The sequence below is a fragment of the Flavobacterium sp. 38 genome (assembly GCF_057799715.1).
On the sequence record NZ_JBYNWZ010000001.1, the window covers coordinates 400,233 to 423,166 of the forward strand.

The 22,934-nt window shown below is 34.0% G+C and carries 19 protein-coding genes; 18 read left to right on the top strand and 1 reads right to left on the bottom strand.

The genetic code is table 11. The features are described from left to right. Positions 1 to 402 precede the first annotated feature (402 nt). The 14 genes from metG to AC3E9W_RS01765 all read left to right on the top strand — a co-directional run bounded on the left by metG (position 403) and on the right by AC3E9W_RS01765 (position 16,621). Positions 403 to 2,538, top strand: coding sequence for a methionine--tRNA ligase (gene metG, locus AC3E9W_RS01700; RefSeq protein WP_488766488.1), 2,136 nt, complete (start codon positions 403 to 405; stop codon positions 2,536 to 2,538). 162 nt (positions 2,539 to 2,700) lie between these two features. Beyond that, positions 2,701 to 3,264 carry an NfeD family protein gene (locus AC3E9W_RS01705; RefSeq protein ID WP_488766490.1) on the top strand — a complete coding sequence of 188 codons (564 nt, stop codon included), beginning with the start codon at positions 2,701 to 2,703 and terminating at the stop codon, positions 3,262 to 3,264. Between the two features lie 17 nt (positions 3,265 to 3,281). Then, positions 3,282 to 4,793, top strand: coding sequence for a flotillin family protein (locus tag AC3E9W_RS01710; protein ID WP_456891801.1), 1,512 nt, complete (start codon positions 3,282 to 3,284; stop codon positions 4,791 to 4,793). A gap of 152 nt (positions 4,794 to 4,945) precedes the next feature. Next, the gene (locus AC3E9W_RS01715) at positions 4,946 to 6,397 is read left to right on the top strand and encodes a hypothetical protein (protein WP_456891799.1); all 1,452 of its coding nucleotides are present in this window, start codon (positions 4,946 to 4,948) and stop codon (positions 6,395 to 6,397) included. Positions 6,398 to 6,603: 206 nt separating this feature from the next. Next, positions 6,604 to 8,013 (top strand): hypothetical protein, encoded by a 1,410-nt coding sequence (locus AC3E9W_RS01720; RefSeq protein ID WP_488766493.1) that lies wholly within the window; start codon positions 6,604 to 6,606, stop codon positions 8,011 to 8,013. A 123-nt stretch (positions 8,014 to 8,136) separates the two neighbouring features. Next, the gene (locus AC3E9W_RS01725; RefSeq protein ID WP_488766494.1) at positions 8,137 to 9,024 is read left to right on the top strand and encodes a DMT family transporter; all 888 of its coding nucleotides are present in this window, start codon (positions 8,137 to 8,139) and stop codon (positions 9,022 to 9,024) included. 295 nt (positions 9,025 to 9,319) lie between these two features. Next, complete coding sequence (locus AC3E9W_RS01730) at positions 9,320 to 10,027, top strand: HAD family hydrolase (protein WP_111284918.1); 708 nt, start codon at positions 9,320 to 9,322, stop codon at positions 10,025 to 10,027. Then, entirely contained in the window at positions 10,027 to 10,656 is a 630-nt protein-coding gene (locus tag AC3E9W_RS01735) for a CatA-like O-acetyltransferase (protein WP_488766496.1), read from the top strand. Before AC3E9W_RS01730 ends, AC3E9W_RS01735 begins: the two co-directional genes overlap by 1 nt. A gap of 32 nt (positions 10,657 to 10,688) precedes the next feature. After that, positions 10,689 to 12,077, top strand: a complete 1,389-nt coding sequence (locus AC3E9W_RS01740) for a hypothetical protein (protein ID WP_488766498.1) — start codon at positions 10,689 to 10,691, stop codon at positions 12,075 to 12,077. Between the two features lie 174 nt (positions 12,078 to 12,251). Continuing rightward, positions 12,252 to 13,385, top strand: coding sequence for an OmpA family protein (locus tag AC3E9W_RS01745; RefSeq protein WP_488766500.1), 1,134 nt, complete (start codon positions 12,252 to 12,254; stop codon positions 13,383 to 13,385). Between the two features lie 130 nt (positions 13,386 to 13,515). Then, positions 13,516 to 14,967, top strand: a complete 1,452-nt coding sequence (locus AC3E9W_RS01750; RefSeq protein WP_488766501.1) for a hypothetical protein — start codon at positions 13,516 to 13,518, stop codon at positions 14,965 to 14,967. 91 nt (positions 14,968 to 15,058) lie between these two features. Continuing rightward, complete coding sequence (locus AC3E9W_RS01755; protein WP_306153784.1) at positions 15,059 to 15,577, top strand: ferritin; 519 nt, start codon at positions 15,059 to 15,061, stop codon at positions 15,575 to 15,577. An 81-nt stretch (positions 15,578 to 15,658) separates the two neighbouring features. After that, positions 15,659 to 15,844 carry a hypothetical protein gene (locus AC3E9W_RS01760; protein WP_306153786.1) on the top strand — a complete coding sequence of 62 codons (186 nt, stop codon included), beginning with the start codon at positions 15,659 to 15,661 and terminating at the stop codon, positions 15,842 to 15,844. Between the two features lie 84 nt (positions 15,845 to 15,928). Beyond that, complete coding sequence (locus AC3E9W_RS01765) at positions 15,929 to 16,621, top strand: DUF2461 domain-containing protein (protein WP_488766503.1); 693 nt, start codon at positions 15,929 to 15,931, stop codon at positions 16,619 to 16,621. 306 nt (positions 16,622 to 16,927) lie between these two features. Here the strand turns inward: AC3E9W_RS01765 and AC3E9W_RS01770 are convergent, their stop codons facing one another. After that, positions 16,928 to 17,251 carry a single-stranded DNA-binding protein gene (locus tag AC3E9W_RS01770; protein WP_488766505.1) on the bottom strand — a complete coding sequence of 108 codons (324 nt, stop codon included), beginning with the start codon at positions 17,249 to 17,251 and terminating at the stop codon, positions 16,928 to 16,930. Between the two features lie 177 nt (positions 17,252 to 17,428). On the opposite strand from AC3E9W_RS01770, the gene AC3E9W_RS01775 reads away from it, so the two are divergent. The 4 genes from AC3E9W_RS01775 to AC3E9W_RS01790 all read left to right on the top strand — a co-directional run bounded on the left by AC3E9W_RS01775 (position 17,429) and on the right by AC3E9W_RS01790 (position 22,895). Next, on the top strand, positions 17,429 to 18,958 hold the full coding sequence (locus AC3E9W_RS01775) for a bifunctional GNAT family N-acetyltransferase/carbon-nitrogen hydrolase family protein (protein WP_306153790.1): 1,530 nt from the start codon (positions 17,429 to 17,431) through the stop codon (positions 18,956 to 18,958). After that, a complete protein-coding gene (locus AC3E9W_RS01780; protein ID WP_306153792.1) occupies positions 18,955 to 19,302 on the top strand; it encodes a hypothetical protein in 348 nt (115 codons plus the stop codon). Before AC3E9W_RS01775 ends, AC3E9W_RS01780 begins: the two co-directional genes overlap by 4 nt. A 16-nt stretch (positions 19,303 to 19,318) precedes the next feature. Then, on the top strand, positions 19,319 to 21,709 hold the full coding sequence (locus tag AC3E9W_RS01785) for a M28 family peptidase (protein WP_488766506.1): 2,391 nt from the start codon (positions 19,319 to 19,321) through the stop codon (positions 21,707 to 21,709). A gap of 370 nt (positions 21,710 to 22,079) precedes the next feature. After that, a complete protein-coding gene (locus AC3E9W_RS01790; RefSeq protein WP_488766508.1) occupies positions 22,080 to 22,895 on the top strand; it encodes an SDR family oxidoreductase in 816 nt (271 codons plus the stop codon). Positions 22,896 to 22,934 lie beyond the last annotated feature (39 nt).

The window sequence follows — 22,934 nt, forward strand, 5'->3', positions numbered from 1 at the left end:
AAAGATGCACGAAGAATTTCTCAGAGACGCGCAAAGTTTTTTTATTATGTTTTTGCCACAAAGGCGCTAAGGCACGAAGTTTTTAAATCTCGGAAAGTCGTGAAGGCACGAAGTTTTTCCTTATGTTTTGTGAGGCTGAGCGGAGTCAAAGCCACGTTTGCTGAATCACTGTGTGGGGCTTCGACTCCGCTCAGCCTGACAATGTTGATTCATTTTAAAACACTTCGTAAAAAAATCATTTTTAATCTTTTTAATCTGTGGCAAATAGAATTTCGTGTCTTAGTGCCTTCGTGGCAAAACTCAAAAAATCTTCGTGAATCTCTGTGAAAATCTCAGCGAATCTCTGTGCAATATTAAAATCTCAATTCTATTGCTTATTTTTGCACTCATAAAATTCATATAATGACACAGAATCCAAAAAGATATACGATCACGGCTGCCTTGCCTTACACCAATGGACCTATTCATATTGGACACTTGGCTGGAGTTTACGTGCCTGCAGATATATATTCTAGATATTTAAGATTGCAAGGAAAAGATGTAGCATTTATCTGCGGAAGCGATGAACACGGCGTTGCAATCTCTATGAAAGCCAAAAAAGAAGGTGTTACTCCACAAGAAGTTATTGATAAATATGACGGAATCATCCGTAAATCGTTTGCTGATTTCGGAATTTCATTCAACAATTATTCCAGAACTTCGGCTAAAATTCATCATGAAACGGCTTCTGAATTCTTTAGAACATTATATGATAAAGGAGATTTTATAGAAGAAGTTACTGAACAATTGTATGACGCAAAAGCAAATCAGTTTTTAGCAGACCGTTTTGTTGTGGGAACTTGTCCGAAATGTGGTAATGACGGTGCTTACGGAGATCAGTGCGAAAGTTGCGGATCTACTTTGAACGCAACCGATTTGATTAACCCAAAATCAACAATTACTGGAGAAACTCCAATTCTTAAAGAAACAAAACACTGGTTTTTACCTTTGGACCGATATACTGATTTTTTAACTGAATGGATTTTAGTCGGACATAAAAACGACTGGAAAACGAATGTTTACGGACAAGTTAAATCTTGGATCGATGCAGGTTTAGAACCTCGTGCCGTAACTCGTGACCTTGATTGGGGAATTGACGTTCCTGTTGAAGGTGCCGAAGGCAAAAAATTATACGTTTGGTTTGATGCGCCTATTGGATACATTTCTTCGACAAAAGAATGGGCCGCGCGCGAAGGAAAAGACTGGGAACCGTATTGGAAAGATGAAGAAACGAAATTGGTTCACTTTATCGGAAAAGACAATATTGTTTTCCATTGTATAATATTCCCTGCGATGCTAAAATCGGAAGGAAGTTATATTTTACCAGATAACGTTCCGGCAAATGAGTTTTTGAATTTGGAAGGAAATAAACTTTCAACTTCTAAAAACTGGGCGGTTTGGTTGCACGAATATTTAGAAGAATTCCCAGACAAACAGGATGTTTTACGTTATGCTTTAACATCAAACGCGCCTGAGACAAAAGATAATGACTTTACTTGGAAAGATTTCCAAGCTAGAAATAACAACGAATTGGTTGCCGTTTTCGGAAACTTCATAAACCGTGTTGTGGTTTTAACCAACAAATATTATGACGGAATTATCCCGACGCCAAACGAATTTACAGAAGTTGACGAACAGACTTTAGCAGAATTAAAAGCGTATCCAGCCGTAATTTCAAGTTCGGTTGAGCGTTACAGATTCCGTGAAGCTTTGGGCGAATTAATGAATGTTGCCCGTTTAGGAAACAAATATTTGGCAGACGAAGAGCCTTGGAAAGTAATGAAAGACAATCCGGAGCGTGTAAAAACTCAAATGTATGTGGCGTTGCAAATTGCTGCTGCGTTGAGTGTTTTAGCTGAGCCATTTTTACCGTTTACAGCGGCTAAATTGTCAAAAATTTTAAACTTAAATGATCTTAAAGAACATTTTAAAGGTTTCAGTAAATTTTTGAAAGAAAATCATCCTGGCGCTACAGATGTTGTTTTGGATAAAGTATTAGGTTGGAATGATATTTCTGAGCATTCCGATTTATTGCCTGCAGGACATAAAATTGGAGAAGCAGAATTACTTTTCGCTAAAATCGAAGACGAAGAAATACAAAAACAAATAGATAAATTGGAAGCAACAAAAACAGCTAACTTAGCTGAAAGCAAACAAGCAGAACCGCAAAAAGATTTAATTCAGTTTGAGGATTTCGCGAAAATGGATATTCGTATCGGAACTATTTTAGAAGCTGAAAAAATGCCAAAAGCAAACAAGCTTCTAGTTCTTAAAGTAGATACGGGAATCGATGTTCGTACAATTGTTTCAGGAATTGCGGAGAGTTTTTCACCAGAAGAAATCATCGGAAAACGAGTTTCTGTATTAGCAAACCTTGCTCCAAGAGCTTTACGCGGTGTTGAAAGTCAAGGAATGATCTTGATGACAACAAACGCAGAAGGAAAACTGGTGTTTGTAAATCCAGATGCTGAGGCGCCGAATGGAGCGACTGTGAATTAAGTCTCACACATTACTATACTAAACGTGAATCGATTGAATTCCTCAATTGGTTCACGTTTTTTCATTCTACAAATACTTGTAAACACATTTTTCACTCAAATTAGTTTTCTTACAAAAAAAATTAGATATTAGCGCCAAGAGTTATTCAAAAAACTTATAATTATGGAACTATTAGAAAGCTTGCCTACTCTGCTTAAATCTTTTTGGTATATCGCTATTCCATCAAGTTTAATTTTTCTTATTCAAACCATTATTACTTTTTCTGGTCTTGACATTGCCGATGGTTTCGATACCGATTTTGATGCACATTCGCATGATGGCGGAGATTTTCAATGGTTCTCGTTAAGAAATCTAATCAACTTTCTTTTAGGTTTCAGCTGGACAGGAATTTCTTTTTACTCTACAATTGGTGAACATACTTGGTTTTTGATTGTACTTTCTTTTGTTGTCGGGGTTTTATTTGTGCTTTTATTTTTCTTCGTAATCAAACAAGTTCAAAAATTAGCCGAAGATAATTCGTTTAAGCTTTCTAATACACTTGATAAAACCGCAGAAGTTTATTTAACAATTCCGGAAAACAAAACTGGAAAAGGCAAAATTATGATTAGCGTAAACGGTGCTTTTCATGAATTGGAAGCCATGACCGAAAATGCCAGAATTGCTTCTGGAACAGCTGTAAAAGTTGTTAAAATAGAAAACAACCTCCTCATCGTAGAAACCCTATAACATAAACTATAATGATAATGAACCCAATTATTTTGATTGCAGTTGCGGCAATCGTTCTATTCGTAACCATTTCAGCATTAATCTCAAGGTACAAACGATGTCCTTCAGATAAAATTTTAGTAATCTACGGACGTACTGGTGGTACCTCTGCACGTTGTGTACATGGTGGAGGAGCTTTTATTTGGCCAGTAATTCAAGATTATTCTTTTCTGGATTTAAAACCGCTTTCTATCGAAGCCAATTTAACTAATGCATTGAGCCGTCAGAACATTCGAGTTGATGTACCTTGTCGTTTTACAATTGCAATTTCTACAGAATCAGATAGTATGAATACTGCTGCTGAAAGGTTATTAGGTTTATCATCAGAACAGGTTCAGGAACTGGCAAAAGACATTTTATTTGGTCAGTTACGTCTGGTTATTGCAACAATGACTATTGAAGAAATTAACTCTGATCGTGATAAATTCTTAGACAATATTTCTAAAAACGTAGACAGCGAATTGAAAAAGATTGGTTTAAAGTTAATCAACGTAAACGTTACCGATATTAGAGATGAATCGGGTTATATCGAAGCTTTAGGAAAAGAAGCGGCTGCAAAAGCGATTAACGAAGCAAAAATTAGTGTTGCCGAGCAGGAAAAAATCGGAGAAATTGGTAAAGCTCTTGCCGATAGAGAAAAAGACACTCAAATTGCAGAAACGCACAGAGATCGTGACGTAAAAATTGCGATTACTCAGAAAGATAAAGAAATTAGTATCGCAACTGCTTCTAAAGACGAAACAATTGGTAAAGCAGAAGCAGAAAGAGATACAAGGGTAAAAACTTCTGAAGCCAATGCCATTGCTATTCAAGGAGAAAATGAGGCAAAAATTGCTATTGCCAATTCAGAAGCACTTCGTAGAGAAAAAGAAGCAGAATCATTACGTGTTGCAATAGCCGCAGAAAAAGTACAACAAGCAAAAGCATTAGAAGAATCTTATATTGCAGAACAGAAAGCCGAGCTGGCTCGTTCTGAAAGAGAGCGTTCAACACAAATTGCCAACATTGTCGTTCCAGCTGAAATTGCAAAACAAAGAGCAATTATTGAGGCACAAGCTGCAGCCGAAACCATTAGAGAAAATGCAAAAGGAGAAGCTGATGCCATCTTCGCTAAAATGGAAGCGGAAGCAAAAGGTTTATTTGAAATATTAACGAAACAAGCTGAAGGTTACAAAGATGTTGTAGCAGCTGCAGGTGGTGACCCAAGCAAAGCATTCCAGCTTTTATTATTGGAAAAACTTCCAGAGTTGGTTAAAACTCAGGTTGAAGCTGTTAAAAATATCAAAATTGATAAAATTACGGTTTGGGATTCGGGTAATGGTCAGGGCGAAAATGGATCAACAGCCAATTTTGTTTCTGGTATGATGAAAACTGTTCCGCCATTAAATGATTTATTCAATATGGCTGGATTAAATTTACCGACTTACCTAAAAGGTGAAGACACTCCAGAAGTTCCTCCAACTATCCAAGTAGAAGAGACAAAAGAGTAAAAATCTTCATTTTAGAAAATAAAAAAGCGTGAATCGATTAATTAATCGATTCACGCTTTTTGCTTTTAAAAAATATTATTTGATAAATTCTCCATATCCAAAAAATTAAGATATTAGCCCAAAAATTATCTAACCAAAAACAAATTAGCTGTATGAAGAAAAAAATATTTGGCTTCTGCTTAATATTAAGCGCTTTGACATCATTTTCGCAAGAAATTGTAAGCTCTGTGCCTATCGAATTAAAAAAGAATCGTGATATATTTCAGGTTGTAAATAATGAGAAGAAAGATGTTACTTTATTTGTTAGTGATAAAATAAAAGTAAAAGCGATTCATCTTGACGGAAACATGAAAATAGTGGACAGTATTTCTGCCGAAAGACCAAATACTAAAACATACGACATGATGATTGGCTATAACAGCAATAATAACAATCCGCGTTTGTTTTGGGCGTCTAACGATTACGAAAACATCTTTTCTCAATTGTATGATGTTTCGAACAAAAAAGTTACAACACAGCAATATACTCTTGATCTTAAAGAAGAAAAAGTGCTTCAGAAATTCAGCGAAAGCGAGAAATTTTACATTTTAACTGTTCCCAAAAAAGGCAATTCTTTAAAATTACATGTTTTCGACAAAAATGGTGTTTATTCAGCAAAAATTATCAATTTGGACGGATTCCATTTCTTCAAATCTAATTATACAAAATCAGATATCTATGGAATTTTAGGAGAAAATCTGCTTCCGTTTGAAGCTCCATTTTCATTAAAAAACATCAATGTTGAAAATCCGACTTCATTAACAGACGCTGCTAGAAAAAGAAAATGTTATTTTGATGGCAAAACGCTTGTTTTAACTATTGATACAAATTCAGATTACACACAGGCAATTATAATTGATACACAGAATTTTTCGGCTACTGAAAAGATAATCCGATCTCCAGGTATTTCTAATGTAACTTCTACAGGATATAAAATCGCTATAACTTCAAATTCATTTTATTTTGACAATAAATTTTACATCTTAAAATCGTCTGAAGATCAATTTTTCTTTACTGTAAAAGACTTAGAAGATAATACGTTAAAAGAATTTTCAGCCACATCTGACACTCCAATTGATTTTAAAAACTCAGACATTTATCTTGAAGGCGGAGATTTTGGAGGAAAAAGAACCTTAACAAACAGCTCTCAATTTTTAAGAAAAATTGTCAATTTAAATGCTGGTCTTTCTTGCTATCATATTGGCCAAAATACGCTTATTACTTTTGGAGGTATTTCTTCTACAGGACCATCTACAGGACAAACTGTTGCAAATCAATTTGGCTTAATTGGAGCTTTGGTAAGTGTTGCATTCTTAAGCCCTACGATGGAGAATTTTAATTCTTATGCGAATAGAAAAGTAGTTAAAATTGAAGGTCTTTTTGATAATCAAGACAATCATATAAAAGGCGATTTACAGCCTTTGGCATTTGATAAAATACGCACTTTCTTTGATGACTACAAAGATGTGTCGTCTCAAATCTTGTTTAATATTGAGGCGGTATATTATTTAGGTTATTACGATAATAAAACAAAAGAATATACAATTCGAAAGTTTGCAGATTAATGTGAATCTAAGAGCTTTTAAATAAATTAAACAAGCGTGAAATCTTTAGTTCTACGCTTGTTTAATTTAATAAAGAAAAGTATTCAAACCTTTATACAGAAAAAATTAGATCTTCACCCAACCAAAAACTGCCAACTTAATCTATGCTAAAAAAATCACTCCTTGCCTGCTTTCTTTTTCTGACTATTAACACCTTTGCACAGGAAATGATAAAAGAATTTGATCTCAAATTAGAAAGAAAAAGAGATTTCTATCAGGTAACTAATAAGACCAAAAATGAAATTGTGTTATTTTCAAACGATAAGGAAAAAGTTTCTTCAATAAGATTTGATTCCACTTTTAATATTAAAGATTCGATTTCTGCTGTAAGGCCAGAAAGCACTTACGAAGAAATTATTGGATATACTCAGAAAGATGAAAGTTATAGCATTTTCTGGGGTTCAAAAGACAGAAAAAAAATATTTGCACAATCTTTTGATTTTGCAACAAAGCAAATCAATATTAAATTTTTTGATTTAGAACTGAAAAAAGAAAAGATTGTTAAAGAACTTACTATCAACAATGTTTTTTATATAATTACTCTTGTCAAAAATATCGGAAATTTAAAATTTTATGTTTTTGATCCTTCAGGTGAATTAGACACTAAAACGGTCGATTTGTCGAAGTTTGAATTCAACAACAAAGAAGGAAATCCTGTAAATTTACATACTGCATTAACTTGGGAATCTTCCAATTTCTTTTTTCAAAATATTAATAACGAAAGCCCTCCTTCACTGGCTTTGAGTACAAAGAAGAATAAAATCTATACTTATAAAAATGACGAGATTATTTTCACACTAGATACTGGTCCACATGCTACAGATATTTTAAGAATAAATCTAAACGACTTTACTGCTTTTTTAAAGGCAATTAAACAGCAACGCACAATAAGTCATGAATATGATGGATTTTTATTTGAATCCAATTCTTTTTTAATCGATGACAAACTCATTCAGATTAAAACAAATCCTGAAGTTCTATATTTAACCATAAGCGATTTAGATGGCATGAGAATTAATACTTACAAAGCATTGCGAGATGAAGAAATCCCTTTTAAAAATACGGATGTTTTTCAGGAATCAGGCACATTTTCTAATAAAAAAATATTAGAAAAACCAAAACAATTTATACGCAAGATTAATAACTCTACTCCTGGCATATCGTGTTATAAATTAGATGGTTTATATTATACCGTTATTGGAAGTTCGCAAGATATTGTGCGCAGTGGAAGTATGGGAATGGGAATGGGAATGAGTGGCGGATTTTCAAGTGCTCCACTTGGAATGTCTTATGGATACACTATAGAAAACCTGATTTCCTATAAAGATAAAAACGTGGTTTACACAACATGTTTGTTTGATTCTAATTTTAATCATTTGAAAGAACCAGTCAAAATCTCTGCATTTGAAAAAATAAGAATGTTTTTGGAAGAAAATGAAAACATAAAAGATGGCCGTACTCTTTTTAATAAAACCTTATATAAAGATTTAATTCTCTTTAAATTAAACACTTCTTTGTATTTAGGAAATTATAATAAAGACAACCAAAAGTATCAATTTTTTAGTTTTAGCGAATAATTTTCAAAAGTCAGAATTATAAAGCGTGAATGGATTAAAATTTTTAATCGATTCACGCTTTTTGCTTTTAAACTATTGACTTTCTAGACTATCTTTGAAAATTAATCCAAGAATATAATACGCATGAAAATTACCAAACCAAGATTAGCCCTTATCGCTGGAATACTTTGCATTTCTATCTTTCCAATCTTGGTAAAATTACGCTTAACTCCAGGCTTGATTTCGGCATTTTACCGAATGTTTTTTGCTGTGGCCCTGCTTTTACCTTACGTTATCATTTCAGGAAATTTTAAATTCCCGAAAACAAAATTCCTTCTACTAGCGGCACTTTGTGGTATTTTATTTGCTTCAGATGTTGCCGTTTGGAATATCGCCATTCAGGAATCAAGCGCGACTCAGGCTTCTTTGCTGACAAATTTATCTCCTGTTTGGGTCGGGGTCGGTTCTTTTTTCTTTTTGAAAACAAAACCAGCCACAAACTTCTGGATTGGTACGTTGGTCGCTTTACTCGGAATGATCACTCTAGTCGGTTTTGAGTTTTTTATCGATTTAAACTTCGATCAGGCATTTCTATTTGCAGTTTTATCAGGAATACTATATTCGATCTATCTTTTGGTCAGCAAAAATGTGCTTTCGCAGGTTGATGTGCTTTCGTTTATGACCATCAGCTTAACCGCTTCGAGCATTTATTTGGGCATTTTATGCTATTCGCTAGACGAACCTTTCACAGGATTTTCAGACGCAGGCTGGTTTGTTTTGGTTTTGCAGGCTGTAATTTGCCAATTGTGCGCTTGGCTTTCGATCAGTTACGCGACACAGCACATGCGCGCCACAAGAGTTTCATTGAGTTTATTAAGTCAAGCTGTAATTACCTCTATTTTGGCTTGGCTGTTTTTGGAAGAAAAAATAACTTTACAAATGATTTTCGGAGGAATCATTCTGCTTTGTGGAATCCGAATTACGTTTTATGATAAGACGATTTCTTTGAAAAGGCTTTTTTCTAAGGGTTGAGATTTGGTTTCACGCAGATTCCAAATGATTTAAGCAGATCAAACAGATTTTACTTTTATAATTTTTTTAATTTTTTTAATTTTTTTAATCTTTATAATCCTTTAAATCTGTGGCAAAATATCTCTCGCAGATTCTGCAGATTGAGCAGATTTATTTTTTATCTTAACTGAAATTAATCTGAAGCAAAAAAATTAGTGCAATTGCTTCTACAGTTTTCGAAATTATTTATCTCAAATAATTATTTGATATAAAATTCGTGAATTCGTGGCTAACAAAACTTTGAAACAAAAACATTATGTTACATAAAACTAAAATTCCAAACTTAAAAGTAATCGCCTTTGATGCCGATGACACTTTGTTTGTCAACGAACCTTATTTTCAGGAAACCGAACATAAATTTTGTGCTTTGATGGAAGATTATCTTTCGCATCAAGGCATTTCGCAGGAATTATTCAAAATTGAAATTGCCAATCTTCCTCTGTACGGTTACGGAATTAAAGGCTACATTCTTTCGATGATCGAAGCGGCTATGAACATTTCGAACAATACCATTCCGATTGAAGTCATTGAAAAAATCATTCAATACGGAAAAGAATTACTCGAAAAACCAATCGAATTGCTGGACGGAATCGAAGAAACGCTCCAAGCCTTAAAAGGAAAATACAAATTGGTCGTTGCCACAAAAGGCGATTTGAAAGACCAGCACAGCAAATTGCACCGTTCTGGTTTGGGTCATTATTTTCATCATATTGAAGTAATGTCAGACAAACAAGAAATTGATTATCAAAAACTTTTAGGCCGTTTAGACATTCAAGCGCATGAGTTCTTGATGATCGGAAACTCATTAAAATCAGATGTGCTACCAGTTTTAGGAATTGGCGGTTATGCCGTACATATTCCGTTTCACACAACCTGGGAACACGAAAAAATCAATCACACTATAGAACACGAGCATTTTAGTTCTTTTGAAACTATTGCAGAAGTGGTTCCGAATTTATTATAATGAAAACACTTTTAGACTTAGAAAATTGGAATAGAAAAGAGCATTTTGCGCATTTCAAACAGATGGAAGAACCTTTTTTTGGCGCTAATGTAGAAATCGATTGTACCAAAGCCTATCAAACCGCAAAAAGTATAAATGCTTCTTTTTTCATTTTCTACTTACATAAAACGCTGGCGGCGGTAAACGCCATTGAAAATTTTAAATACCGAATTTCAGAAGACCAAATATGCATTAACGACCGTATCGATGCTTCGGCAACAATTGGGCGTGAAGATGGCACTTTTGGTTTTTCTTTAATTGAATACGATCCGGATTTTAAAACATTCGAACAAATAGCATTAACGGAAATCGAACGCATTCAAAACACAACCGGACTTTTTACCCGATCTTTTGATGATGACAATCTGATTCATTTCTCGGCAATTCCGTGGTTGAATTTTAGTTCCATAACCCACGCACGCAGTTTTACCTATCCTGACAGCTGTCCGAAAATTTCATTCGGGAAAATGATAGTTTCCGAAACAGGAAAAAGAACAATGTCTATGGCAGTCTATGTGCATCACGGTTTAATGGACGGAATGCATGTTGGTCAGTTTGTAGATCTTTTTCAAGAGCTTATGAATCAGTAAATAAGCGGAATGATTTTTGCGCCCAAAAACACATGAAACGAATTTTTCTTTTTTTGTTTTTAATCTCCTCCACCGCTTTGCTTAGTCAAACGGTGCTGACTACTTATGCAATCGATTTAAAAAACAAAATTGGCCAGTCGGAAATTGTAGCTGGCGAAAATACCGTTACTCATGACGTGTTTGTTTTTGCCGCAAGCGCAGACAGTCTTTCGATATTAAAATACAATAGCGCTTTATTTTTAAGAGATAAATTGGTCACCAACCGTCAGTATACCGAAAACAGATCTCTGATGGGATATAGTTTTAGCGAAGACGGAAATCCTACTTTGTATTGGTTTTCGAAAGAAGAAAAAACCATCATTCTGATTAAATATTATCTGGAAAACAAAACTTCTAGAGCACTAAAATTTCAGGTTCCGCTTGACGATAAAGCTATTTTGGCGCATTACCAAAAAGATAATAATTTCTATCTACTGATGCAGGAAAAAACAAAAGAAGCACTAACGGCTTTTATCTTTAAAAACGGAATGGCACAAGAAAAGTTTCTAGATTTTAGTTCTTTCAAATTTATAGATAGAAAAACCCAGCCTAGGACATTCAATCAAATTTTGAATGAAAACCCGATTGAAAAAATGGATGCTGGAGAATACAATCCGTTGTATAAAGTTTCGGCCAAAAGTAAAATTTATACGCTTCCAAACCGTTTGATTCTGACTTTAGACCAAAGCTTTAGAAAAACGCAATTATTTGATATTGATTTAGAAAGTTTGGAAATAAAAGAAAAGACATTTTCGAAACCAGTTGGAGAAAAAAATCCAAAAACGTCCAACTCTTTTTACCACGAAAACAAGCTATATCAAATCAATGTCAACGCAGACGAACTTTTGTTTGATATTAAAAACTATGAATCTGGCCAATCGATAAAAACATTTTCGGTTTCCAAAAAAGATACCATCCTTTTTAGCAATTCGCCTTTGCTAATGCAGATTGAGGATCGCGAACCTAGAAAATTAAAGAATACCGCTAAATTTTTAAAAGCATTATCTGCTCTTGATGCTGGACTTTCGGTATATAAAAACCAAAAGAATCTCTTCATTACCTTAGGCGGAACGGGAAGTAATTTCAAAACAATATCTATAAACGCTTTTAATGATCCGTTTGGAGATTTCCCTTCCAACAATTATTATAATATTGAAAGCAATTATTCCGTGTTTTTTGAAAGTATTTGGACCAAAAAGCTGGAATTGACGCAAGAAACGCATGAGCCATTTGCTAGCGATAAAATCTTCTATTTTTTAGATACACATAAAGAAGCCGTTCTCTATAATACTCTTAAGCTAAATAACTACACAATTTTAAGCTATTACGACATTATTGCCAGACAATTTGTTCTCCGAAAATTTACCGACGGATTGGATTAAGAATTCGTAATCAGCAACTTAAACAAATTCAGCACATTTTTTAATTTTTCTTTTTAGCATTATCTGTTTTTAAATTTTGAAAGTGACCTTATTCTAATACTTTTTTGACTTTTAAAGAAGGTTTTTACTTACGTTTTTTTGTTGTTTTGGGCAAAAATTTAAAAATAAGAAATAATGAAAAAAGTTGTAATGACTCTTGCATTTGCCCTGGCGTTAACTGGAGTACATGCGCAAACAGAAAACAATAACAGTTTTAATAAATGGTCTATCGATTTAGGCGCGGGAGTTAATAAACCTCAACGCCCATTTAGTAATGGATATGCTACTAACACCTTAAGTCCTTGGACTGGAGATTTAGGTGTTCGTTATATGTTAAACAATAAATTTGGTTTGAAGGCAGACTTTGGATACAACAGTTTTACTGCAAAAGGCAGCTCTATCGACTTTGATTCAAAATACTACAGAGTAGATTTACAAGCTGTTGCCAACTTAGGGCGCATCATGAATTTTGAAACTTGGACCAACACTTTTGGCTTATTAGGACATGCTGGTTTTGGTTATGCTCAACTAAGAGCAGATAATATTAAGAAAACAGATGAAATAGGAAACTTCATTGCTGGTGTAACTGGACAGATAAGATTATCAAACAGAATTGCTTTAACAGGTGATTTCTCTACCATTTTAAATGCAACACAAGATCATACGTTTGATGGAGCTTATGTTCCTGGAAACAGAGGTTTCTCTGGATTAATTTTTAACGGAACAGTTGGTTTAAACGTTTACTTAGGTAAAAACGCAAAACATGCTGACTGGGTTGTAACAGAAAACAACGGCTATACTGATATTTCTGCTTTAGAAAATAAAGTAACAGATCTTGAAGCGCAAATCAAGAAAATACCTGCAACGAAAGAAGTTGTCGTAGAGAAGCAAACAAACAATGCACAGTTGACAGATAATGATTTGATAAGAAAAATGATCAATGACAAATATTACAGTGTGTATTTTGATTTCAACAAAACTACTCCAATTGAAAACTCTACTGCAGCGATTGATGTAGTATTAACTTACTTAAGAAAAAATCCTTCTGCTACACTTGATCTTGTTGGCTATGCTGATCAAGTTGGAAAAGCGGACTATAACGATAAACTATCTTACGCTAGAGCAACAAACGTTAAAACTATTTTTGAAAAAGCTGGAATTGCTTCTTCTCGTTTAAATGTTATTGCAAATGGTGCAGATACAACAATTCAAAAAGATTCTGATGAAGCTAGAAGATTAGCTAGAAGAGTTACTTTCATTGTTAAATAATTCCTTTTTTTAAATGTAAATTGAAGTCCTTAAGGCAATTGTCTTAAGGACTTTTTTATTTTATAATTAAAATGATAAGAAGACGGCATAAAATTTGAAACAAATCTGTGATATCTCAAGAAACACATTTATGAAGAAACTACTACTCCTTTTTCTTTTGTTTTCTAAAACAGTTTTGTTCAGTCAAACAGTCTTAAATTCTTTACCACTAGATCTAAACTTTCTAGGAAAAACTCAGGTTTTAAATGCCAAAGATGAAAACACCAATGATATTTATGTTTTTACTTGGGATGACAAGAATATTAATATTCTTAAATACAATGCTTCTTTATTTCTTTCGAATCAATTTACAGATTCGCTGAAACACGAAAGAAGCCGAAATTTAATTGGCTACAGCATCAGTAAGGATAAAAAACCAGCCCTATATTGGGCTTCAAATAATTATAGAGACGTCCTAATTACGGTCTATAATCCAGATGACAAAACTTCGGAATTATTAAACTTCGATTTTCCGCAAAATCATGAATACGTAATCAGCAGTTTCCAGCAACAAAATACTTTTTATATTCTTGCCAAAGAGAAAGATTTAGACCACCTTCTGCTTTACAAATTTGAAAACGAAAAATGCAGCATTAGAACATTTGATTTTTCCAACTTTACATTCAAGAATAAAAAAAATGTACAAATCTCTTTTGATAAGTTTATTAAGCAAAACCTAATAAATCAAGTAGATCCCGATATTTATACCCCAATAGATTTGGCTTCAGGCACAAGTAAAATGTTTGTGGTTCGTGATCATATTATTCTAACATTCGATACTGATTTTATAAAAACACAAGCATTCGATCTTAATATTAAAACGGGCGGTGTAAAAGAAAAAACATTTAACTTCCCAGCTCATGAAACTCCGTCCAGAACATCAAATTCTTTTTATAGCGATAATAAACTATTCCAAATAAAAGCAAGTAGAGAGTCTTTTTTGTTTGAAATTAAAGATTTTGATTCGGGTGAAATCATTAAGAATTATTCGTTTTCAAAAAATGATACCATCCCATTTAAAAACTCTCCCTTCCTTATGCAAATTGACAACGGCAAACCGCGTCAATTAAAAACGACTGAAAAATTTATAAAAAATATAAACGGCCTTACGGCTGGCATATCCGTTTTTCAAAACAACAAAGACAGCTTTATTACCTTTAGCGGCCTTGGAGAATACTCCGATTTTTATTTTTCTTTTGATAGTGATTCTGATTTTGGAGAACGCCTTTCCTACTCATTAAGCAAAGTAGTTTATTTTGATGCGATGTTAAATGAGAAATTAAATTTTACGCCAGACTATCAGACAAGACCATTGGCAATTGAAAATCTATTTTATTATCTAAACAATAATAAAACAATCAAACTATACGATGCGCTAAGATTAAAGGATTATTACATCTTAAGCTATTATGATAGTGTTTCCAAACAATTTATAATACGCAAATTTACCGACGGTTTTATGATGGGAGACAATGAAAATCCTATTATGAGTAAATCTAACTTCTCAAAGCCGTTTTCTTTTGGCACAATTGCGCCTCGATAAGTTTATTGAGTGTTGGACAAATCCAATGTTTTCAAGGTTTAGAAAAATGAAATGAATAATTTTTCTTAATTTTACAAAAAAGACATCTATTATGCTATCAAAAAATATTGAATCGGCTTTAAACAAGCAAATCCGCATAGAAGCAGAATCTTCGCAAACGTATCTTTCTATGGCTTGTTGGGCAGAAGTACAAGGTTTAGAGGGAATTGCTCAATTTATGTACACACAGTCAGATGAAGAGCGTGCGCACATGCTTAAATTGGTTAAGTATGTAAACGAACGCGGAGGTCACGCTCAGGTTACAGATTTAAAAGCGCCAAAAACGACTTATACTACATTTAAAGAAATGTTTGAGGAGCTTTATAATCATGAACTTTTTGTTTCGAAATCTATTAACGAGTTGGTACACATTACTTTTGAAGACAGAGATTATGCTACACACAATTTCTTACAATGGTATGTTTCTGAACAAATCGAAGAAGAAGCTACAGCTAAATCTATTTTAGATAAAATCAACTTAATTGGTGATGATAAAGGCGGACTTTACTTGTTCGACCGTGATATTCAGCAGTTAACAGTTACAAGTTCAATCGCCATCAATCCAAAATAAAAAAGTTAAAGTTTATTTAGAACATTTAAAAATAACTTTTTTCGATTATATTTGTCTTTGTTTTTATAATACAGAGGAAAATTGGGCAAGAAAGAAAAAGACAAGGAAAAGAAAAAGGATAAAAAGAAAAAGAAAAATTCGGCTATCCTTGATAAGATTAAGAAGATTGAAAACTGTAAATCTTCTTGCTGTGAGAAATATAAAAAGAGTGAAAAGAAACGCTGCTCACGCTGTCCTATGTTTGATTTATTCAAAAAAACTGCTTAACAACATATAGAAAGACCCATCAGATTTCTCTGGTGGGTTTTTTAGTTTTAAATTGCAGTCCACTTTCGATTTTTAAATTCCATTATGAAAAACGATTTTACAATACCTAAATCTAGTCTTGATTTTTTGGTCGAGCTAAAAGAAAACAACAACAAACCTTGGTTTGAAGCCAATAAAGCACAATATTTAATCGAACTCAATCATATCGAAAATTTTGCTGGCGCTTTACTGAAAGAACTCTCCAAAACTGATGTTTTAGAAAATGCTTCAGGAAAAAAAAGCGTTTACAGAATCTATCGTGATATTCGTTTTTCTAAAGATAAAACTCCTTTTAAAACATTTTGGGGCGGCAGTTACACGCGTGCCACAGCAGCAAGACGCGGTGGTTATTATTTTCACTTAGAAAAAGGAAACAGCTTTTTCGCAGGCGGTTTTTGGGGACCAAATGCGGCAGATTTAAAACGAATAAGAACCGAATTTGCCAACGATCCAGAGACTTTTCAGAAAATCTTAAATTCAAAATCATTCGTTACCAATTTTGGAACTTTGCAAGGAGAACAGCTCAAAACTAAACCAAAAGGTTTCGATATTGATCATCCTGCTATTGATTTGCTTCGTTTCAAACAATTTTTGGTTATAAAACGTTTTACAGACAAAGAAGTTTTGAGTCCGCAATTTTTAGAACTCGCTTTGGACGCTTTCAAAAACATGCGTCCATTTTTTGACTATATGAGCGAAGTGCTCACAACAGATACTAATGGGGTTTCGGTTCTATAAAAACATTAACCCGACAGATTTTTTCACGAGGCTTCGGAACTGTCGGGTTTCTGTCGAAATTAGCTTTGTCAAAGTTTAAAACTTTGACAAAGCTTCTAAATGAATCAATATGTTTATGACGAAGATTAGGGACTATTTGTTCTTAAAATCCGGTTGCGTGAGGGATAGAAGCAATCCACCGCGGTGGAGCGGATAGCCCGACAGCATCCCGGTAAAAGGGCGAATAAGCTTAAGCAAATTTGGCCCTTTTATCGGGATGGTGGCACGCCCAATATATTGGAATTTGGGATTTTGAAACTTAAAACATTATTTTCCCAACAATAAAACTTCATTTGCCACCACTTCGGTTATATAGCGTTTTTCACCGTTTTTATCATCGTAGCTTCGATGCGTCAGTTTTCCTTCAATCCCGATTTCTTTTCCTTTTACAACAAACTTTTCGATAATTTCTGCCGTTTTGCCCCAAGCAGTAATGCGATGCCATTCGGTTTGTTCTACACGTTCACCTTTGTCATTTTTGTAATAATCTTTTGTTGCGATTGTGATGTGCGCTAGTTTTCTTCCGTTTTCTAATGTTTTAACTTCTGGATCGTTTCCTACATTCCCAATTAGCTGTACTCTGTTTTTCATGGCGTATATTATTTTAGTGTTATTAATAAATTGAATTGTTCTTCAAATTCAACAGTGCAAAGATGAGAAACCTCAGCATCGGCAGTCGGTTGTTAACTGTTTACTATCGACTGTAACTATTTGTAAGCGTTTGTAAATGGAAATTGTTTTTTGTATATTTGAGATAAATCTTACGATATGCAGACAAAAATTAAAAAAGTAGAGTTAAGAAATCTTGAAATTGAGGACTATAAACAATTAAAAAAATCAATGATTGAATCGTATCCAGAAATGGCCGATTCGTATTGGGGATCTGATGATATAGAAAGATTGCTTTCTATTTTTCCAGAAGGCCAGTTGGTGATTTTAGTTGACGGAAAGGTGGTGGGCTCTGCATTATCGCTTATTGTCGATGAAAAATTAGTAGAAAAAAGACACAATTACCAGCAGATTAGTGGTGACTATACCTTCTCTACTCATAATCCGAATGCTGAAATTTTATACGGAATAGATGTTTTTATTCATCCAAATTATCGCGGTCTGCGTTTAGGCCGCCGATTATACGATGCCAGAAAAGAACTTTGCGAACAGCTGAATTTAAAAGCAATTGTTTTTGCAGGAAGAATTCCGAATTACAGGGAACATGCCAAAAAAATGTCTCCAAAAGCCTATATCGAAAAAGTTCGTACTAAGGAATTGTACGATCCTGTGCTTTCTTTCCAGTTAAGCAATGATTTTCACGTTTTAAGAGTCATCAAAAATTATTTGGAAGGCGATGAAGAATCGAAAGAATTCGCAGTTTTGCTCGAATGGAATAATATTTATTACGATGATAGTCCGAAACTGATAAATCTGAAGAAAAACATCATTCGTTTAGGATTAATTCAATGGCAAATGCGTCCGCTGAATAATGTCGAAGCACTTTTTGAACAAGCCGAATTTTTCATCGATGCCGTTTCGGGTTACGGATCTGATTTTGCACTTTTTCCCGAATTGTTTATCGCGCCGCTAATGGCCGATTATAATCATTTATCTGAAGCAGAAGCTATTCGTGAACTGGCCCGTCACTCTGATCCTATCAGAAAGAAGTTTCAAGAATTTGCTATTTCATACAATATCAACATTATCACCGGAAGTATGCCATACATGGAAAGTGGAAATCTTTACAATGTTGGCTTCTTGTGCAAAAGAGACGGAACTTCAGAAATGTATACCAAAATTCATATCACGCCAAACGAGGTTATTCATTGGGGAATGAAAGGCGGATCGCAATTTAAAACCTTTGACACCGATTGCGGTAAAATTGGAATTTTAATCTGTTACGATGTGGAGTTTCCAGAACTTTCCAGGCTTTTGGCCGATGAAGGAATGAATATTCTCTTCGTGCCATTTTTAACAGATACTCAAAATGGATATACACGTGTGAAACATTGTTCGCAAGCACGCGCCATCGAAAACGAATGTTATGTAGCCATAGCAGGTTGCGTTGGAAATCTTCCAAAAGTGAACAATATGGACATTCAATATGCGCAGTCTTCTGTATTTACGCCTTCAGATTTTGCTTTTCCAAGTAATGGAATTAAAGCGGAAGCTACTCCAAACACCGAAATGACATTAATTGTGGATGTTGATCTGAATCTATTGAAAGAGCTTCATGAACATGGAAGCGTAAAAACATTAAAAGACCGTAGATCTGACCTTTATGAAATTAAAAAATTGAATTCATGAAAACATGCCTGGAATGTTCCGCTAAAATTTTCGGACGTGAAGACAAAAAATTCTGTTCCGACAGTTGTCGAAATGCGTACAATAACAAAATAAATAAAGATAGTACGAATTTCATGCGAAATATAAACAACAAGTTACGCAAAAATTACCGTATTTTGGCAGAGCTAAATGTAGAAGGAAAATCGAAAGCTTCACGAGATAAATTATTAACAAAAGGTTTTGATTTTGAGTTCTTTACAAACATTTTGCAAACCAAGACAGGAAATACATATTACTTCTTGTACGATCAGGGCTATCGTTCCTTGGACAATGATTATTTTATGCTTGTTAAAAAAGAAATATAGTTAGTATTATTTTACCATGAGAAAAAACCAAACCTCAATTCTAGCCATAACCTGCGTTTTAGCTTTGCTTGGCATTATATACGCCACGATGATGCCGCAAGGAATTTCTAAAGACGACGAAGCACTTGCGGAGTTTTCTACTGAAAGAGCCTTCCATCAGGTTGAGATTATTGCGCAGAAACCGCACTATGTCGGATCGACAAATCACGAACTTGTTGCCAATTATCTAAAACTGGAATTAAACAGAATTGGTTTGGAAACGAGTGTTCAGGAAGGTTTTACTCTAAATGATAAAGGTCTTTTGGTTAAGTCAAAAAATATTTTGGCTCGAATTAAAGGAACAAACAATACCAAAGCGCTTTTACTTCTTTCTCATTATGACAGTGCACCGCATTCTTTCTCAAAAGGTGCTAGCGACGATGCTTCGGGAATTGCCACAATTTTAGAAGGTGTACGTGCTTTTTTATATTCCAAAAATCCTCAAAAAAACGATATTATCATCTTATTCTCTGATGCAGAAGAATTAGGATTAAACGGAGCTGCTTTATTCGTAAACCAACACCCATGGGCAAAAGACGTTGGTCTGGTTTTAAACTTTGAAGCAAGAGGAACTTCTGGCCCAAGCTACATGCTGATGGAAACCAATAAAGGAAATGAAGCTTTGGTTAAGGAATTTACAAAAGCAAAACCTTCTCACCCAGTTTCAAATTCTTTGATGTATAGTATTTACAAAATGCTTCCTAATGATACTGATTTGACCGTTTTTAGAGAGCAAGCTAACATTCAGGGATTCAATTTCGCGTTTATCGATGGTCACTTCAACTATCACACACAGCAAGACGATATTCAGCATTTAAACAAAACGACATTAGCGCACCAGGGCACTTACATTATGCCTTTGCTAAAGTATTTTTCTAATATTGATTTAAACCAAACGGAATCTACTGAAGACGATGTTTATTTCAGCGCTCCTTTTTCATTCATCAGTTATCCGTTTACTTGGGTAATGCCAATGACGCTAATTGCTTTTGGTTTATTATTTATCTTCATTTTTGTTGGAAAAGTAAAGAGAATCATCACTTTCACAGAAATTTTCAAAGGTTTTATTCCTCTTTTAGGATCTATTATAATTGCTGGATTGGTAACATTTTTAGGATGGAAACTTATTCTTGAAATTTATCCGCAATATTCTGATCTTCTAAACGGATTTACGTATAACGGACATGCATATATTGGCGCGTTTGTCACTTTAAGCATTGCTATTTGCTTTGCTTTCTACCATCATTTTTCTGAAGCTAAAATTACAATGAACCATTTTGTGGCTCCTTTATTGCTTTGGATTATCATCAACGCATTTTTAGCCAATAGTTTAACAGGAGCTGGTTTCTTAATTATCCCAGTTTATTTCGGAATTCTATTATTCGGAATCTTTGTTTTCACACAGCATTACAGCTTAGGAATGAATTTACTTTTCAGTATTCCGGCTCTAGCAATTGTTGCGCCTTTTATTGTAATGTTCCCAATCGGATTAGGACTTAAAATACTTTTTGGAAGCGCAATTTTAACCGTTTTACTATTCGGATTATTATTGCCAATATTCGGTGCCTTTGCCAAAAAAGGAGCTTGGATTATTGTTTTCTTTATTGCTTCTATTTCATTTTTCATTTACGCTGGCTATCATTCTGGCTACGAATATGGCAAAGCCAAATCCAATAGTTTATTATACGTTTACAATGCCGACAACAATTCTGCTGTTTGGACAACGTATGATACTAATTTGGACGAATGGACCAAATCTTATTTAGGCGAAAGCAATCAAAAAGCCGTTGGTTTAAATACGTTGCCGCTGTCAAGCAAATATAACACGACATTTACGTATAGCGCTATTGCTCCTGTTGTTGAAGTTCCAAAACCGACAATTCAGTTTTTAAGAGACAGTGTTATTGGAAATAATAGATATTTAAAAATTAAAATCACTCCAAACAGAAAAGTAAACCGTTACGACGTTTATGCTAATCCGAAAATGACGTTTTACAACTTTAAAGCAAATGGAGTGGCAACTTCTGGCGAAAAAGGAAATCGTCTTCAAAGAGAGGACAGTAAAATTTTATGTTACTATGTTGTAGGAAATGAACCGCTTGAAATGGAATTCTACATCAATAAATCATCTATTTTTGATATGGATTTAATCGAAAGTTCATTCGATTTAATGAGCAATCCATTATTAAACGTCAAACCAAGACAAAACTGGATGATGCCGACACCTTTTGTTTTAAATGACGCCGTTCTAATTCAGCAGAAAATCAAAAGATATACTCCTCCAGTAAAACCTCTTGAGCCAGTTGTGGTAAAAGATAGTTTGGCTGTATCAAAAGACACTATAAAACCTGCACCTATTCAAGAATAAATACAATAATAGAAATATTAGAAAAGCAGACTTTAATTAGAAAGTCTGCTTTTTTTATTTTTAGCAGGCACATTCAAATTTTAAACCTTCTACCTTTCCTTTTATGCTTTCAGTTGCATAACCACCAAACTTACAACACTCTATTTCTCAAATTAGGCATAAAAAGAAAAGACAAAGTGTGATTTACTTTAACTTTGTGAGAAATTTAATCTCGCAAAGTCGCTATTTTATTTCACGCAGATTTAAAAAATTTAAGCTGATAGACGCAGATAATAATTTAAATAAATCTGCAAAAATCTTTTTAAATCTGCGTGAAACAAAAGACTTTGAACCTCTGTCCCTTTGTATCTTTGCACCTCAAAACAAAAAAATGAAACAAATAAGCATATTAGGCTGTGGCTGGCTCGGTCTTCCTTTAGCAAAAAACTTAATTGCAAAAGGATATTCTGTTAACGGCTCTACAACTTCAGAAAATAAACTTTCGCTTTTAAAAGATGCTGGAATAAATCCATTTTTGGTAACCGTTGAAAGTGATTCAGTTTCTGAAAATATCAACGTTTTTTTAGCGGAAAGCGAAATTCTAATTATCGACATTCCGCCAAAATTAAGAGCGGCCGATCCTAACTCTGAGAAGAAAGCTTTTGTAGAAAAAATCAAGAATCTAATTCCATTTATAGAAAAATCAACGGTTAAGAAAGTACTATTTGTAAGTTCAACGTCTGTTTATGGCGATGATAACGGTTTTGTAACCGAAGAAACGATTCCGAATCCAGATACTGAAAGTGGCAAACAATTAGTTGTAGCAGAAAAGCTTCTTCAAGAAAATCAAAACTTCGAGACCACAATTCTACGTTTCGGCGGACTAATTGGTGAAGACAGGCATCCTGTAAAGTTTCTCGCTGGAAAAGAAAATCTGGAAAACCCAGATGCACCGATCAATTTGATTCATCACAATGATTGCATCGAAATCATAAAAGAAATTATAAATCAATCCAAATGGAATGAGATTTTTAATGCTGTTGCTCCGTTTCATCCCACAAGAGAGGAGTATTATACTCAAAAGTCGATTGAAATGAATCTATCAGCTCCAAAATTCAATTCTGAAAAATCAAATATTAAAAAGGAAATTTCAAGTGAAAAAATTGAAACACTCTTAAATCATAAATTTAAGCTGGATCAATATTAAACCATATAAGTCATGTAAGTTTATGAAAAGAGTTTAGAA

Bases quoted from the DNA above. Each gene is read 5' to 3' on its own strand.
- metG (WP_488766488.1), top strand. From the start codon at position 403: ATGACACAGAATCCAAAAAGATATACGATCACGGCTGCCTTGCCTTAC.
- AC3E9W_RS01705 (WP_488766490.1), top strand. From the start codon at position 2,701: ATGGAACTATTAGAAAGCTTGCCTACTCTGCTTAAATCTTTTTGGTAT.
- AC3E9W_RS01710 (WP_456891801.1), top strand. From the start codon at position 3,282: ATGAACCCAATTATTTTGATTGCAGTTGCGGCAATCGTTCTATTCGTA.
- AC3E9W_RS01715 (WP_456891799.1), top strand. From the start codon at position 4,946: ATGAAGAAAAAAATATTTGGCTTCTGCTTAATATTAAGCGCTTTGACA.
- AC3E9W_RS01720 (WP_488766493.1), top strand. From the start codon at position 6,604: ATGATAAAAGAATTTGATCTCAAATTAGAAAGAAAAAGAGATTTCTAT.
- AC3E9W_RS01725 (WP_488766494.1), top strand. From the start codon at position 8,137: ATGAAAATTACCAAACCAAGATTAGCCCTTATCGCTGGAATACTTTGC.
- AC3E9W_RS01730 (WP_111284918.1), top strand. From the start codon at position 9,320: ATGTTACATAAAACTAAAATTCCAAACTTAAAAGTAATCGCCTTTGAT.
- AC3E9W_RS01735 (WP_488766496.1), top strand. From the start codon at position 10,027: ATGAAAACACTTTTAGACTTAGAAAATTGGAATAGAAAAGAGCATTTT.
- AC3E9W_RS01740 (WP_488766498.1), top strand. From the start codon at position 10,689: ATGAAACGAATTTTTCTTTTTTTGTTTTTAATCTCCTCCACCGCTTTG.
- AC3E9W_RS01745 (WP_488766500.1), top strand. From the start codon at position 12,252: ATGAAAAAAGTTGTAATGACTCTTGCATTTGCCCTGGCGTTAACTGGA.
- AC3E9W_RS01750 (WP_488766501.1), top strand. From the start codon at position 13,516: ATGAAGAAACTACTACTCCTTTTTCTTTTGTTTTCTAAAACAGTTTTG.
- AC3E9W_RS01755 (WP_306153784.1), top strand. From the start codon at position 15,059: ATGCTATCAAAAAATATTGAATCGGCTTTAAACAAGCAAATCCGCATA.
- AC3E9W_RS01765 (WP_488766503.1), top strand. From the start codon at position 15,929: ATGAAAAACGATTTTACAATACCTAAATCTAGTCTTGATTTTTTGGTC.
- AC3E9W_RS01770 (WP_488766505.1), bottom strand. From the start codon at position 17,251: ATGAAAAACAGAGTACAGCTAATTGGGAATGTAGGAAACGATCCAGAA.
- AC3E9W_RS01775 (WP_306153790.1), top strand. From the start codon at position 17,429: ATGCAGACAAAAATTAAAAAAGTAGAGTTAAGAAATCTTGAAATTGAG.
- AC3E9W_RS01780 (WP_306153792.1), top strand. From the start codon at position 18,955: ATGAAAACATGCCTGGAATGTTCCGCTAAAATTTTCGGACGTGAAGAC.
- AC3E9W_RS01785 (WP_488766506.1), top strand. From the start codon at position 19,319: ATGAGAAAAAACCAAACCTCAATTCTAGCCATAACCTGCGTTTTAGCT.
- AC3E9W_RS01790 (WP_488766508.1), top strand. From the start codon at position 22,080: ATGAAACAAATAAGCATATTAGGCTGTGGCTGGCTCGGTCTTCCTTTA.